This is a genomic window from Pedobacter sp., assembly GCF_035317785.1.
Lineage (GTDB): Bacteria > Bacteroidota > Bacteroidia > Sphingobacteriales > Sphingobacteriaceae > Pedobacter.
Genome location: NZ_DATHGC010000367.1, coordinates 1 through 13610 on the forward strand (window position 1 = coordinate 1; position 13610 = coordinate 13610).

Annotated in this window: 20 protein-coding genes; 10 read left to right on the forward strand and 10 right to left on the reverse strand. The window is 40.7% G+C overall.

Annotated features, from left to right (window positions below; genetic code table 11):
* Nucleotides 1-84: 84 nt before the first annotated feature.
* On the reverse strand, nt 85-480 hold the full coding sequence (locus VK541_RS22970; protein ID WP_324372915.1) for a hypothetical protein: 396 nt from the start codon (nt 478-480) through the stop codon (nt 85-87).
* An 18-nt stretch (nt 481-498) separates the two neighbouring features.
* Nucleotides 499-1224, reverse strand: a complete 726-nt coding sequence (locus tag VK541_RS22975) for a DUF2625 domain-containing protein (RefSeq protein ID WP_324372916.1) — start codon at nt 1222-1224, stop codon at nt 499-501.
* A 196-nt stretch (nt 1225-1420) separates the two neighbouring features.
* Between VK541_RS22975 and VK541_RS22980 the strand changes: the two genes are divergently transcribed.
* Both VK541_RS22980 and VK541_RS22985 read left to right on the forward strand, forming a co-directional pair.
* Entirely contained in the window at nt 1421-2059 is a 639-nt protein-coding gene (locus VK541_RS22980) for a hypothetical protein (RefSeq protein WP_324372917.1), read from the forward strand.
* Nucleotides 2046-2468, forward strand: a complete 423-nt coding sequence (locus VK541_RS22985) for a hypothetical protein (RefSeq protein WP_324372918.1) — start codon at nt 2046-2048, stop codon at nt 2466-2468. The genes VK541_RS22980 and VK541_RS22985 overlap by 14 nt, the downstream gene beginning before the upstream one ends.
* A 165-nt stretch (nt 2469-2633) precedes the next feature.
* Here VK541_RS22985 and VK541_RS22990 read toward each other — a convergent pair whose 3' ends face one another.
* The 4 genes from VK541_RS22990 to VK541_RS23005 form a co-directional block, all read right to left on the reverse strand.
* Nucleotides 2634-3257, reverse strand: a complete 624-nt coding sequence (locus tag VK541_RS22990; protein ID WP_324372919.1) for a hypothetical protein — start codon at nt 3255-3257, stop codon at nt 2634-2636.
* Nucleotides 3250-4338, reverse strand: coding sequence for a DUF695 domain-containing protein (locus VK541_RS22995; protein WP_324372920.1), 1089 nt, complete (start codon nt 4336-4338; stop codon nt 3250-3252). The genes VK541_RS22990 and VK541_RS22995 overlap by 8 nt, the downstream gene beginning before the upstream one ends.
* A 277-nt stretch (nt 4339-4615) precedes the next feature.
* The gene (locus tag VK541_RS23000) at nt 4616-5323 is read right to left on the reverse strand and encodes a hypothetical protein (RefSeq protein WP_324372921.1); all 708 of its coding nucleotides are present in this window, start codon (nt 5321-5323) and stop codon (nt 4616-4618) included.
* Nucleotides 5324-5626: 303 nt separating this feature from the next.
* Nucleotides 5627-5875 (reverse strand): type II toxin-antitoxin system HigB family toxin, encoded by a 249-nt coding sequence (locus tag VK541_RS23005; RefSeq protein ID WP_324372922.1) that lies wholly within the window; start codon nt 5873-5875, stop codon nt 5627-5629.
* A 360-nt stretch (nt 5876-6235) separates the two neighbouring features.
* Here VK541_RS23005 and VK541_RS23010 point away from each other — a divergent pair, with 360 nt between their 5' ends.
* Together VK541_RS23010 and VK541_RS23015 are read left to right on the forward strand one after the other, a co-directional pair.
* Nucleotides 6236-6529 carry a hypothetical protein gene (locus VK541_RS23010; RefSeq protein WP_324372923.1) on the forward strand — a complete coding sequence of 98 codons (294 nt, stop codon included), beginning with the start codon at nt 6236-6238 and terminating at the stop codon, nt 6527-6529.
* Between the two features lie 4 nt (nt 6530-6533).
* The gene (locus VK541_RS23015) at nt 6534-7520 is read left to right on the forward strand and encodes a 2-hydroxyacid dehydrogenase (protein ID WP_324372924.1); all 987 of its coding nucleotides are present in this window, start codon (nt 6534-6536) and stop codon (nt 7518-7520) included.
* A gap of 467 nt (nt 7521-7987) precedes the next feature.
* On the opposite strand, the gene VK541_RS23020 is transcribed toward VK541_RS23015, so the two are convergent.
* Nucleotides 7988-8359 (reverse strand): DUF1016 N-terminal domain-containing protein, encoded by a 372-nt coding sequence (locus VK541_RS23020; RefSeq protein ID WP_324372925.1) that lies wholly within the window; start codon nt 8357-8359, stop codon nt 7988-7990.
* Between the two features lie 54 nt (nt 8360-8413).
* On the opposite strand from VK541_RS23020, the gene VK541_RS23025 reads away from it, so the two are divergent.
* Together VK541_RS23025 and VK541_RS23030 are read left to right on the forward strand one after the other, a co-directional pair.
* Nucleotides 8414-8611 (forward strand): hypothetical protein, encoded by a 198-nt coding sequence (locus tag VK541_RS23025; protein WP_324372927.1) that lies wholly within the window; start codon nt 8414-8416, stop codon nt 8609-8611.
* A 63-nt stretch (nt 8612-8674) separates the two neighbouring features.
* Nucleotides 8675-8815, forward strand: coding sequence for a hypothetical protein (locus VK541_RS23030; protein ID WP_324372928.1), 141 nt, complete (start codon nt 8675-8677; stop codon nt 8813-8815).
* A 29-nt stretch (nt 8816-8844) separates the two neighbouring features.
* On the opposite strand, the gene VK541_RS23035 is transcribed toward VK541_RS23030, so the two are convergent.
* Complete coding sequence (locus tag VK541_RS23035) at nt 8845-9012, reverse strand: hypothetical protein (protein WP_324372929.1); 168 nt, start codon at nt 9010-9012, stop codon at nt 8845-8847.
* A 10-nt stretch (nt 9013-9022) separates the two neighbouring features.
* Nucleotides 9023-9484 (reverse strand): DUF6934 family protein, encoded by a 462-nt coding sequence (locus VK541_RS23040; RefSeq protein WP_324372930.1) that lies wholly within the window; start codon nt 9482-9484, stop codon nt 9023-9025.
* 207 nt (nt 9485-9691) lie between these two features.
* Between VK541_RS23040 and VK541_RS23045 the strand changes: the two genes are divergently transcribed.
* From VK541_RS23045 to VK541_RS23055, 3 genes are all read left to right on the forward strand, one after another.
* Nucleotides 9692-9889 carry a hypothetical protein gene (locus VK541_RS23045; protein ID WP_324372931.1) on the forward strand — a complete coding sequence of 66 codons (198 nt, stop codon included), beginning with the start codon at nt 9692-9694 and terminating at the stop codon, nt 9887-9889.
* A gap of 63 nt (nt 9890-9952) precedes the next feature.
* Nucleotides 9953-10360, forward strand: coding sequence for a nuclear transport factor 2 family protein (locus VK541_RS23050; RefSeq protein WP_324372932.1), 408 nt, complete (start codon nt 9953-9955; stop codon nt 10358-10360).
* A 131-nt stretch (nt 10361-10491) separates the two neighbouring features.
* A complete protein-coding gene (locus tag VK541_RS23055) occupies nt 10492-11529 on the forward strand; it encodes a PDDEXK nuclease domain-containing protein (protein WP_324372933.1) in 1038 nt (345 codons plus the stop codon).
* A 45-nt stretch (nt 11530-11574) separates the two neighbouring features.
* Here VK541_RS23055 and VK541_RS23060 read toward each other — a convergent pair whose 3' ends face one another.
* Complete coding sequence (locus VK541_RS23060) at nt 11575-11733, reverse strand: hypothetical protein (protein WP_324372934.1); 159 nt, start codon at nt 11731-11733, stop codon at nt 11575-11577.
* 227 nt (nt 11734-11960) lie between these two features.
* On the opposite strand from VK541_RS23060, the gene VK541_RS23065 reads away from it, so the two are divergent.
* Nucleotides 11961-13610, forward strand: a 1650-nt coding sequence (locus VK541_RS23065) for an AAA family ATPase (protein WP_324372935.1), incomplete at its 3' end; no start/stop codon positions are given.

Here is a 13610-nt window from a genome sequence, read left to right on the forward strand (position 1 = left end):
ATTGTTGAATATGTCAAGGGAAAGCCAGAATACAATATGCCACAAGGCTTTTATAAATGAGAAGTCATTAGAACTGAAGTTCGATTATTCGTTCGGATTTGTACCCAAACCAAGTATTTCTATAACTTCACATTCAGCCACACGCCGCGATCCTTCCATAAAATAGCCTTTCAAGCCTAGTTCAATTTTATCCAGATGGTACACGCGGTTTTCTGCCGCAATTACCCACATCTGCGCAATTCCTGCTGAAGGTACTGGATTCTCATCATCCAAAATCACCTGTCCGTTTTCATCTTCAAACTCCGGCCAAATCATAAAAAGCAGATTTGTTCCGTTATGCTCAGGGTGGTCATACCAAAAATCGGAGCGGTAACCCTGATGCGGAATAGATTTCCTTCCTCCTTCCTGGAAGGTATAGAATCGATAACGGACTTTAAAATCAGCTGGATGTCCGAGTCTTTTTTCGTAGGATTTATGCATAGTAAATTCTAAATCTAATCACATCTGTTTTCTAAGATCCATATTCAACTCATACTGCTCTTCAATTGAAATGGCTTTTCTTTTGCACTTATTAATATCTTGTCCCTCACTGGTCCAAAGAAAAGGGAAAAAATTAAAAACTTCATCACCGCCCAATTTCGACACTTCTGTTTTCCAATCTTTCCATCTCAGTCCATCGTAGAATTTATCCAGATCACCATTGAAGCAGAAATCAAGGAATTCAGAATAGCTGCGGTCCAATGGTTCATAATTGAGATTATCAGGTGAAAAATAATATACCTTCCCAAGATCAGAACCTAATCCACCGCCGTTTAGAATAAAAAATCCACCAACAGCATCATCTGCAATCAATAAGTAATCTTTTGACTTGTTCTTGTTCCAACCGGGCAGTGATCTGGATAGCTTATCATTTCCAGATCCAAGTATCCTGATCCATCCGTTATCGATTAGCAGCCCTCCGGAATGGTAAACTATTGCACCCATTGGAGATCGGGTCGTTACCTGCACCTGCAAGAGGGCATCTTTTGCTTTTGTCGTATTAACTGACAAGATCTCTGCCTTATTCTTGGCCGATTTAACCCAATCAAGTACGATTGGCCAGCCCGAGTCTTCTTTGTTAATCAGTTTATCAAGTGGCTGCATTTTGTTTTGCGCATATGTATAGTTATTGCTGAGGATGATCAAGATGACAATAATCCAATGTCCAGCAAATAGCGATTTCATGAGAAGGTTAATTGTTGTACTACGAATATAGTAAACCTACCTTTTTTGTTTATAGTGTTTTTTGATTTCGAGAGCAAATTCATACCCGAATTTAATTAATTATTTTAAATTGAGAATTTAAAGGGTGTAGAATGAGCGATGCAAGCAATATATTTCTATATTTAATTCATCCAATTTTTGTAAAAACATCGACGAAATGGTTCTCTCATTAAATAAACAGAAAGAAAAAGAATGGAAAATTATCATTAAGGAGCAAGCTAAGCTCAATGGATGGAAATTCAATGGATGGTTTGCATACAAGGCGATAGAGAACTTCTTTTACGAAATCACATTTTATACGTCAGCGTATAACAACTCCATTAACGGATCTGTTGGATTTAAACCGTTGATAATTGATGAAAGATTTTGGGAAATTGTCGATTTAAATGATAACAAAAGAATGCCATTAAGTTTTAGAGCAAACGGGGCATTTGTTATAAGTTCAAAAAATGTTTATGATTACAATATTACGGTTATTCCAGAAACACTAAAAGCTGATGTTAACATATTACTGAATAAGATAAATCAGAAAGTTGCTGAGCTTTCTTCAGAAATCACAGATATTGAAAAGTTTATAAATTATATCGAACAGCATCCTAGTAAAAAAAGTAAGTGGTCCGATATTGACTTGCTTATCATGTCTTTTATAGTTCAAAAAAAATATAACAAAGCACTTTCCTTAGTAAACGTCGCAAAGAAAAATAGAGGTATGTGTAGCTGGGATTTTGATGACAAGGACTTTTATGACTTAGCTATAGAATATTGTCAGGAAAAACGCTCCGTTGCAAATCCATAAAAGAAAAACCGTATGTCCTTTAAACTTACCAATCCCCCCAAACGACGAAAGAAGTAAAGAACTTTGGCTACAGCATAGCGCAGGGTTTATCATTTTCCAAGATATGAGGAATTATGCTATCGATAGAATTCCATTGGATACAAATGAAGAAATAAAACAAAAAATCATTAGTGGAATAGACGACTCAATATATGGTCTAATGATGATTATGGATGGCGTTACCGGTTCTCTCGAAAATGATAATTATTCTGTTCGACTAGAAAGCAAAATTTTATTAGAGAAAAATAACGAGGTAATTATGGAGATAAATACGCTAAATGGCGATGGGATGTGTATGGGATTTCACGGCTGGAAAGATGGAGATTTTGGCGAAGATGAAATATGCAGTAGTTCTAATAACTTTACTTAGTTTTTTTATTTTTCAAGAAAGCTTCGAACCTCTAAACACCAAGAATGCTTACTGAACTTTTTGCAGCGGGCGTACCCTCATAAAAATAACAAACTATAGTGATTTGGACAGGCTTCGTTAGCTTGCGTTCCCCGATACTAAAAGTCATATTCGCTTTCATTTTCTTTAATACAGCTCTGTTAACGCCCCGTTCTGAAACTTTTTAAGAACCTTGATCCCCGCCATAGATAAATCTGCATTGACCTCTATCTGGAATACGGCAAAATTGGATTTGTTTTTATAACCTCTTATAGACTCCAGAGCTGAATTTGATACATCCAAACCTTGGGGATTGGGGTCGATATTATGGTCTCTTAAATATTCAAGGGCTTCTTGTTTTAACTCAATATATTCCCTGTAATTTTTAAGATGCCTTGTATCATAGGGCGGAATGAACTTTCGGTCGGTCTGTAAACTGCCCGAACACAGATCAAAGCTCAGCATGCCCTCCCGTATAGAAGCAAATATCAACCAGGTTGTATTCGCCTTTGGAAGAAAACTGCAGGAGCTCTTCATGACGCTCCGGATCTTGATTTTTTTGAGGCGCTCACCTTTATAAAGAGTGATGAGTTCAATCTCTGCATCATGATATTCCTCGTTTGAAGGATCCTGAGTCACTTTGAGAATCTTAGCTTTGGCGACAAACTGAGACTGCTGATAGTAATCTGTCAGAGGCGCGTTGCTACAGCGACAGGCGTATGCCTCCGCTGAGATCATTAACATGGCTAAAAGCACTAATAATTTACCCATAGTGCGCTAAAGATTGCCAGTATTTGTCTTTATAAATTTCATAAGTAATATCAAAGGTATGTTTATATTTTTGCTTAATCTGGTCAGCAATTTTAGAACAGTTTCTGAATTCATTGCAAGCAATATATATGCTTCTCACGTCTTCCGAAGTTTCTCTGCCGGGATAAAGGTATCCTTTGTGGTCTTTTAGCGCCAACAGCAGTTCGTCTTCAATAGAATTGAGGGCTTTAAAGGTTTCAGTATCTGGTAGCCCATCATTTTGAGAACCGTCGAAAAAAACTTCCATTTTCAACATCCAGGGATGTGATGCTTTATTCTCCCATTTCAGAAGCCCCATGTCTATTGCGGCAAGTATAGGTTTACCATTCTTCTTATGGCCTTCCATTAAGGAAAATTCCTCCTCCTGAGTTTTAACTATAGCACTATCATATTTTTCAACAAACTCTTTTTCTCTCCAGTTGAGGAATGCTTTTAGTTTTTCGACAGGTATGAGTTCTTGTGTTGCTTCTGATTTCTGTATGATCAGGAGGTTGTCAATGCTTGTGGCAAATTTGAGCTCACCAAGATAGGTGTCAAGAAAGATAAATATGCCGTTGGCGATTGTTTCCCGGTTTTCATTGTTAAGATCATCATGAGTGATTACGATTTCTATTTCGTCTGGATGATCTGCTCGCTCTTCTGCGTAAAAACTTAATGTATCTGTACTAAAGCGGTAACCTCCCATCTTTATGCTTGCAGCAGAGTCTTTTGTTTCAGGCTTGTGTGCCGTAAATTTCCAGCCTGGAATGTCTGGAGCGCAGGCGACAATTTCTTCTATAAAGACAAAGTTTTTGACAGTGCCATCTGCAGTTAATATAAGTTCAACTGTGTTCTCATCCAACATACCTGTAAGATAAAAGTAACCCTCTCTGAGCTCAGCTAATTTTGGGCTCAACCTGCTAAAGAATTCTTTTTCTATATTGCCCTGTGTTTTCACAACAATGTAGAACCGTTTAGTGTTGTTGCTAAACCATCTCCAAAATTCATCATTTGAACCTATGGTGGCTTCCTTCGTGCCGAAAATCTTATTTAAGAATCCCATTATCTGCGTTAATTTTCAAGCAAAATAATCAAAACTTGGATTTTTCCATCATCGCGAGAATGAAATTAATAACCTGATTGCCCATGCAAGCACCGCTGCTATAACTAGGTCATATGACTGGGAAGCAATAACCCCAATGATACGATCAATTATGAACTGGACATCAGATCAACAACTGATAACGGCGACCTGGTCATTACTGAAGCAGAGTTAAGTGCTAAGTTTAAATAAATAGCACAGGTTGATCACTAAGAATACCTACAGACCGGGCCTTTTTTTACTTGTACAACTTGTTGAATGCCTCAGCTATTCCTGCTTTGAATGCGGGATTAAATACCTCTTTTGCTACATCTCCTTTTTGTATATCAAAGATCAAAGGTATCACATCATCTTCTTCCCCGAACTTTTGATCTCCGTTGGAGTCGGTTGTTGCCTGGATGAGGATGGTCAGTGTACTGCCGGTTTTAAAATTGTTCACATCCATATTCTTTGGGGTGATTTGTTTGAATTGCTTCCCGGATAGGGTTGAAGTAAAAAGATAGGATGGATCTTTATGGTCAAGCTGCCCATCGAGGTTATAATCGTTCACAGTGACATTGTATATGATCATGTCCTTCAGTTTCTGAAAGGAATTGATCCGTATGGGCGTTGGGAAATTCAGCAAGTTTGAAACCCCTGTTTTTGTGTCGTGAAAGGCGATGTTCCAGTATGGGCCTTCACTTTCTCTTGAAGAGTAGCTTTTTAGTCCTTCGTCGTCCTTTCCTGAAGTGCTTAGTGTCAACGGATACATTACAGAAGTCGTACTGTCTAAAGGAATTGCTTCACCGAATTTGGAAGCCAGTGTTTTATTTTTTTCTGCCTTATTTTTTGCGCTTTTATCTTGTACCGGAATGCCATCATTGTCGGAATTGGTGCAGGAAATGATTAGCACGGGGATGGTTCCCAGTAAGATACCGATTGATGAAATTTTTCTTAGTGTTGCCATGGGCTGAAGGGTTAATTTTAGTTAAGACACTGTGATAGACCCGACGTTACAAAATTTAGTTTAGCTAACTCTATATTGTCCACCCTTAAGTAATAGTCTCCCAAATTTTTATAGGCATGTGCATTTTCCGGATTGAGCACTATACTTTTTTCTAAGAGCATTTTACCATCTTCAAGTTGATTTGTAGGCTGCAAGGATTTCGGTTCTGAGTATATTAATTTATGTATCTTCAAATCGCTTTTGGTAAAAATACTTCTGGTGGGATTCCCAAGAATATTCTTAATGCTCTAGCCATTTTTAATGTTACTTCTCTCTTGCCAGATAAAATAAGGGATATCCGGCCTGCGTGCGAAAGTTAATAGAAACTATTAATCTGTAGTCATTTCCTTTAATGTTAAAAATTATTCGATGGTTTGCTATCAAGCTGGCGTTCCCATAAACCTGTTTTAATTCGTTAAAGTTTACAAAGTTCGCACTGCTAAACTCTTTGAACACCTTCATCCTCCCCTTGTCCTCCCTTAACCTCACAAGCACATCACACCCGTATCCCATCCGACCCTCACTCGGGGTTGATGCGGTCCCGAGCCTGTCAACCCCGACTGGGATTCGGGTCGGATACTAGCCTGAGGCAGGGCAAAGATTTATTTACATTTTAGATTACTAAAAATATTAGTAATTTTGTCTTGCCTAAATAAAGATCACTATGTCAAGACCCAACAACAACCGCTACCGGTCTGAAATCCTGTATGTATTTGTTCCGTCACTATTTGGTCCTCTGGCACCTCCTGTCAAGTCAGATTGTTAGTCCAGATCATACACTATTGTCTGGCCGGCTCATAAAAGGTTGCCAAAGGCTTCTCCTTGCCGGTTTAGGGATCGGGGCACTATTATTGGATGGTGATGTAAAAACATATGGTTTCTATCAAGAATGTACAGCCACTAAGTCCCGTAAGTTTATTCGATCTGTTGAAAACAGAATTCCCTGCTTATGTCAATGAACAGATCGGCAGTAATCTGGCAGTTGAATTTGCCCACGTATCTGATATTGTAAACATCAGCTTTCCGGAAGTGATGGAAGTCAATGCTTATACGATCACAGTTGGTGAGAATAGCATGGGAATTACTGACCACACAACGGAAGGGACTTACAATACTGAATTGCTGGAACAGCACCTGTTGGAATTTCTGACAATTAAGGCTGGATAGTCTTATGAGAGTCGCTGTTTTCAGTACCTTTTCGTACGATCAGGAATTTTTAGATCAATACAATACCGGCCATGAGCTCCTGTATTTCCCGCAGCCACTGACCTCACAGAATGTAATTTTAACAAAGGGATTTGAAGCCCTTTGTTTGTTTGTGAATGACAAAGCCGACCGGGAGGTGCTGGTGGCTTTAAAAGCAAATGGAGTGCGGCTTATTCTTTTGCGATGCGCCGGTTTTAACAATGTAGATGTGGAGGCTGCTGCGGAAATGGGCATTAAAATTTTACGGGTACCTGCTTATTCTCCCGAAGCGGTAGCTGAACATGCGATTGCCATGATTTTGACATTAAACCGTAAGACGCATAAGGCTTACAACAGGATTCGGGAGGGAAACTTCTCCCTTGAAAAATTGATGGGCTTTAATTTGCACGGGTGTAAAGTCGGCTTGATCGGTACGGGAAATATCGGTAAGGCATTTTATAAAATTATGAAAGGCTTTGGCTGCGAGATTTTAGCCTATGATCCTTTCCCGGATCAGGTACTCACTCAGCAAGGTTTAATTTATGGTTCGCTGGAAGATGTGCTGCGTGACGCAGAAATAGTGTCTTTACATTGCCCGCTGTTGCCTGAAACCAGCCACATGATCAATAGAGAAACCTTGAAGCTCTTCAGGCGCGGGGCGATGCTGATCAATACCAGCAGAGGAGGTCTGATAGCAACTGCGGATGTAATCGCGGCGCTGAAGTCAGGCCGCTTGGGTTATCTGGGACTGGATGTCTATGAGCAGGAGTCTGAATTGTTCTTTCATGACCTTTCCGGTGATGTCTTACAGGATGATTTGATTGCCAGGTTAATCTCTTTTCCAAATGTACTGATCACTTCCCACCAGGGTTTCTTTACCCGTGAGGCAATGCAGCAAATTGCGGAGACTACGTTTTCAAATGCAGATGCGTTTATACTTGGATCTGTGTTGCATAATGAGGTGAAACCCTAATGTTTTTAAGCCTGCTTCCGCTTTCCCTGCTTTATATCTGGGATATCTATTTGTAAGAATGTCATTAAAAAAAAATGATCTCCAGGTAGGTATTGGCTTTCCATGTGCTTGGTTAAGGATTTGTCTCGCCCTTGAAATTAAATTTTGCGTGAACAATATGGGCTCGGGAGTGTTATATATCCGAGCGTTAATTTAGATAAAGAAAAGCGGGAATGGTCGGACGGACTTTCCCGCTTTCTTTTTCTGAAGTTATTTGATATTCCATTGCCAGGTTATTTTCTAAATACTATTTTTTCTTGGAGCTATGGGTACCCGAAATCTGGATGCGATTGTAGAACTGTGTTCATCTTTCATAGCCTGGATTGCCGGAAGAACTAGTTTTAATTTACAATAGCTTAACAGTGGGTCGGGATTACTACTCGCTTAAGATGTCTTTTTAAAAAGGTCCTTTGGTACCGGATGAGATTTTAGGAATGTAATCGCATCTTCTTTTTTCTTTTTAAAGTAAAGAGTTCCTCGCAATGACGAAATAGGCTCCAACTCAATTGTGTCCGCACTGCGGACACAATTGGAAAAGTTCGATAAAATTGCCGGTACCAGTTCAATTGACGATAAGAGTAGCCACTTCCGAACTCCGGTTGTAATTGCTCCGAAAGTGTTTTAATAAGGAACTTCCCATAATCAGCGCGGTCTTTTCCCTCCTGTTCTTCCAGGAGTATTCTTTGACCGATGTGCCAATACATGAGCACCCGTTCGGTGTCTACGGAACGAATTGCATTTTCACGGGAAGTATTGATAATTGTTTTAATGTCTAAAAGGACAGCAGGATTTAACAGCATAGTGGCTTTTATAAATTTGTGGCGTATGCTATACTCATAACCATAAATTCCTCTGTGCCTGATAAGGGATTTAATATGGCCATTGGTGTGGGTGTATGTATCGTGATACAGGTTGCACTGAATGTGGTTGCAGGAATCGCCTGTTTGATAGTGGGAAAAAAGGATCCTGGCAGGTCTTTTCTAATATGCGCGGCAGCACTGGTGCCAATAGGTTTCTGTACCTGGCTCATCTTGCTCAGCATTTTTGGGTGAAGAGAACTTAGCTAGTGCCTGAATTCGTGGGTTTTCTTAGATTTGTTGCAAATGGATGCTGCTATGTCTGCTAATGAAGTTACTTTAAATACGGTACAGGCTTTTCTTGGAGCTATGGGTACGCGAAACCTGGATGCGATTGTAGAACTGTGTTCATCTTTCATAGCCTGGATTGCCGGAAGAACTAGTTTTAATTTACAATAGCTTAACAGTGGGTCGGGATTACTACTCGCTTAAGATGTCTTTTTAAAAAGGTCTTTTGGTACCGGATGAGATTTTAGGAATGTAATCGCATCTTCTTTTTTCTTTTTAAAGTAAAGGGATTCTGCATAGAAAGCCGCACGTTCCTCAAAGTTCATTTCTGAAAAATCCTTTTTAGATTTTGTTTTTGAGCTTTTCATATCCTGTTGTTTATAATGTAAAATTACTTATTTGTTTTCTTGCAACCAAAAAAGCCTCATAGTTTATCCCTTTTTCAAAAGGTCTCCATTGGTCTACATAATAGCCTTTTACCTCAAGTAATGTTGAAATTTCTTCCCAAAATTGGGTAATTCCCATTTGATAGAGTCTTGTTCTTGCAGGTGTGCTTCCCGTAGCCAAAATTTTCACATCGTCTTTTCCCTGAAGAAAGTCTATAGCCGTTTTAGCTACTGTAATTAATATTTTTCTGGCATCACTATTATTAGAGATCGCCAAATCATCGATTTCTCCCATTTCGTTGATGTCCCCAAATGCCAAATTAAATATAAGCTCGTCTCCTGGGATCTCCTGGTAAGCAATTACCTTTCTTATTTTGCCTCTTGGTCCTTCGCTGAAAAATTCATAAGATGAAATAATTTGCCCCTTTTTAACTACGTAGCTTTCTTTATTCATTAGCTATATCTGCTTTTTTGACTTCATAAATTAGTTGCGCCAAACATATGCAGATTTGGTGAATAAAAACATGTTTCCAAAACAAATTTATTGGATGCAAGTATTTGAATATCAAGTCAATATATTGATAAATTGTTCAGAATCTGACAGCATGTAAACCTGCTGGTGTTTGTGGCATATGCTATACTCATAACCATAAATTCCTCTGTGGCTGATAAGGGATTTAATATTGCCATTGGTGTGGGTGTATGTATCGTGATACAGGTTGCACTGAATATGGTCGCAGGAATCGCCTGTTTGATAATGGGAAAAAAGGATCCTGGCAGGTCTTTTCTAATATGCGCGGCAGCACTGGTGCCAATAGGTTTCTGTACCTGGCTCATCCTGCTCAGCATTTTTGGGTGAAGAGAACTTAGCTAGTGCCTGAATTCGCGGGTTTTCTTAGATTTGTTGCAAATGGATGCTGCTATGTCTACTAATGAAGTTACTTTAAATACAGTACAGGCTTTTCTTGGAGCTATGGGTACCCGAAATCTGGATGCAATTGTAGACCTGTTCTCTGAGCAGGTGGACTGGTTTATACCGGGTGATGAAACGCTTGCGCCATGGCTGGGTAAGCGTGAGGACAAAGAAGGGGTTAGGAATTTCTTTTCTCTGCTTTGGCCTGCGACTGAGCCATTATCTGCCCAGGTAGATCATCTGTTTGTGGATGGGGACAAAGCGGCAGTGATTGGAGAATTTTCTACACGAATGCTGGCAACGGGCAAAGTGGTAGATTCCTTGTTTCATATTCATCTGACGGTAGAAGGTGGGCTCATTACGCGCTATCGTTTATTGGAGGACAGCCTGGCGGTCTATCGTGCTCTGGTAGGATAATAATTGGTGATCGTCTTTCACAGCCTTGACTGCTGGAAGAACTAGTTTTAAGCAGTTGCTTTAAGTTTGCTTCGCTTTACGCTTGAAAATACATAGTTTATCCCGCATCTCATATGATGCTTAGATAAGCTATGAGTCAAACACAAAACACCCTCAATCCAATTGCATTGGATATAAAGCAAATGATTGACACCAGCAGGGAAAACGTAGCCATTGCTGTAAACAGTGAGATCACGCTGTTGTATTGGAAGATCGGGAAACGGATCAATGAAGAGATTCTAGGAAATGAACGGGCAGAGTATGGGAAACGGATAGTGATCTCTTTATCAAAGCAATTAACGGAAGATTATGGCAAAGGTTGGGGGAAAACACATTTGAATTATTGCATTCAATTCGCAGAGATTTTTCCTGATGAGCAAATTGTCCACGCACTGCGTGGACAATTAAGTTGGACACATTTAAGGACGATAATCACTGTTGATAACCCTCTAAAACGTGAGTTCTATATTGAGATGTGTAAGCTTGAAAGGTGGTCGTCCAGGCAATTGCAGGAACGCATACAATCTATGCTGTTTGAACGTACGGCAATTAGCAAGAAGCCGGATGAACTTATCGAGAAGGAGCTAAGAGAACTGAGGGAAGAAAATAAAGTTACACCTGATTTGGTTTTCAGAAGTCCATTGTTTTTAGATTTTTTAGGATTAAAAGATAAGTATAGTGAGAAAAATCTGGAAGATGCCGTACTGAGTGAGCTTGAATACTTTATTCTCGAACTTGGCCAGGGCTTTAGTTTTATAGAGCGGCAGAAAAGCATGGTTATTGATGGGGAAGATTTCAAGCTTGACCTGCTTTTTTACCATCGGAAATTGAGACGCCTGGTAGCAGTAGAATTAAAGTTGGGAAAGTTTAAAGCGGCTTATAAGGGTCAAATGGAGCTATATTTAAGGTGGCTTGAGAAATATGATATGCAGGAGAACGAAGAAATGCCTATTGGGCTTATTCTGTGTGCAGAAGGGAATAGAGAGCAGATCGAATTGCTGCAGCTCGATAAATCGGGGATAAAAATAGCTGAGTATTTAACTGCGTTGCCTTCACAGGAATTGCTGCAGCAGAAGTTGCATAAGGCAGTTGAAGTAGCGAGGAGTAAAATGGAAAATGAGGTTAGATGATTCATCCATCACCACCTCGTTTTTTGATAATGCCGAATACATACCCTACCAGTTTTTGTCCGGCCAGACCGAGAAAATGCCTGGCGTTTTCAATGGTGTAGGGGTTGGGAATATATCCCTCAGATTTCTGGCAATTGCAGGATTGTTGGCCTGTAAAGCCAGGTCCTGCGGGGTGATCGAATCAGCGGGTTTTAATCTTATCATTGGGTTCTTAAGCTTTGATAAGAGTAGCCAAAAAATGTATGTCAAAGGTAAATTTTGTTTGGGCACCTCCGGCTAATACATTGGCATATTGAATCCTGGGGTGATCATCTTGTAAGTGCAGCATTGTCGTCACTCACCAATAATAGGTAACAGAAAGTTTCACTAGTCCAATAAAAATACCATTAACTGGTGTAAATTTTATCTAAATTAATGCGGAAATTATCATCATGAAATTAACGTTCAATAGTGTTTACCAATCCATCACATCATTTGATCAGACCGAAATCAGCGATTTTGCAGTCATCACCGGGCTAAACGGCTCGGGCAAAACCCACCTGCTCAATGCCATTCACAATGGGCAGATCAGCGTAAGCGGCATTGACGTGTCGGAAATCATTTTTTACAATTACAATGATTTTACCATCCACAATGCCGATCCGGGACAGGACAAGCAAATCCAAGCCAAGCAGCATGCTTTCCAAACCAAGTCAAATTCCTTCAACCAGCGGCTCAATACCCAGCGTTCCCAGGCGCTGAATTCATTTCAACTGACCCTGCCCATAGGCGACATGACCTTTGGCGAATATTCCTTCCAGCACCAGCCGGATTTGGACGCCATGCTGGACTGGTCAGAGGCAGACTTCGAACTCTACCAGAAGCGTGCCGGTGCGGCTGGAGATACCTATACCGCTGAATTCATCCAATCGCTGAATCCGCATCAAACGCAGTTTTTCCAGAGCCTGGGTTTTGTTTCACCCCTAACCGACGTAAGAAATGTTTTGAAAAAAGTCAAAGCCTTCAAAATAGAAGCGGACGCCATGAATATGCTCCGGTCAAGTGGCTTTAACAAAGACCTCAGCAGCTGGAAGCCGGAGGAATTGACAGCGATCTTTCCTGAATTCAAGGCAGCAGCAGATAAGTATCACTTCCTTGAAACGCAGCACTCCCCTGAAGGCTTCCCGCTAATTGATGCCAACCTGATGACCTTCTTGCACCTGTTGCTTTCCATCGCCGGAGAAGGTGCGGTGATTACCCTGGAACGATGTTTAGCGCTGAAAAGTACCCTGCCTGAACTGGTTAGCAAGTTAGAAATGCACCTGGAGAAAAGCATGGACCAGCAGATTTTGAAAATCCTCCGCCAAATGACTGGTGGTATCCTGACCCCGATAGCCTCAGAAAGTGCTTTTCTCAACCTGCACGACATCAAACAGGCGGAAAAACAATACCAGATTCAAAAGAAGCAAAACGAATATGCGGGGTATCAGAAAAACTACCTGAAGCAAACGGCCCATCACCTTTCAGAGGCTGATTTCCTAAGGCAATATGGAGACTCCCCGGTCGACACGCTTAACCGGGTGCTGAACGAATACGACTGCAATGGTTATGAATTCAGGCAATCCGAGATCTATTACCAGTTTGGACAAGATGTTTATGCACAAAACATAGATGTCTTCCTGTTCAACAAAGCCGGAAATTACACCACCACGCTAGACGCCCTGTCTTCCGGGGAAAGAACCCTGCTGGCGCTCGCTTTCACCATATACAAGCTCAGGCAAAGGAAAGCGGTGGCTAGGCTGTTCCTGATGGATGAGGTGGATTCCGCCCTGCATCCCTCGATGTCAAAACGCTTATTGCATGTACTCCACCGGCTATTTCACCAGGAGATGGGCATCAACATCATCATCTCCACCCATTCGCCATCTACGGTCGCTTTCTCGCCACAAGACAGTACCTATGTGATGCGGCGTGAACAATCCCCAAGGCTGATCAGCGCAACTATTGATGCTGCGCTCAGTGAACTTACCGCAGGAGTGCCCTCTTTCAGCGTGAATTACGAAAACCGCAGGCAGGTTTTTGTAGAAAGCCCGAACGACGTC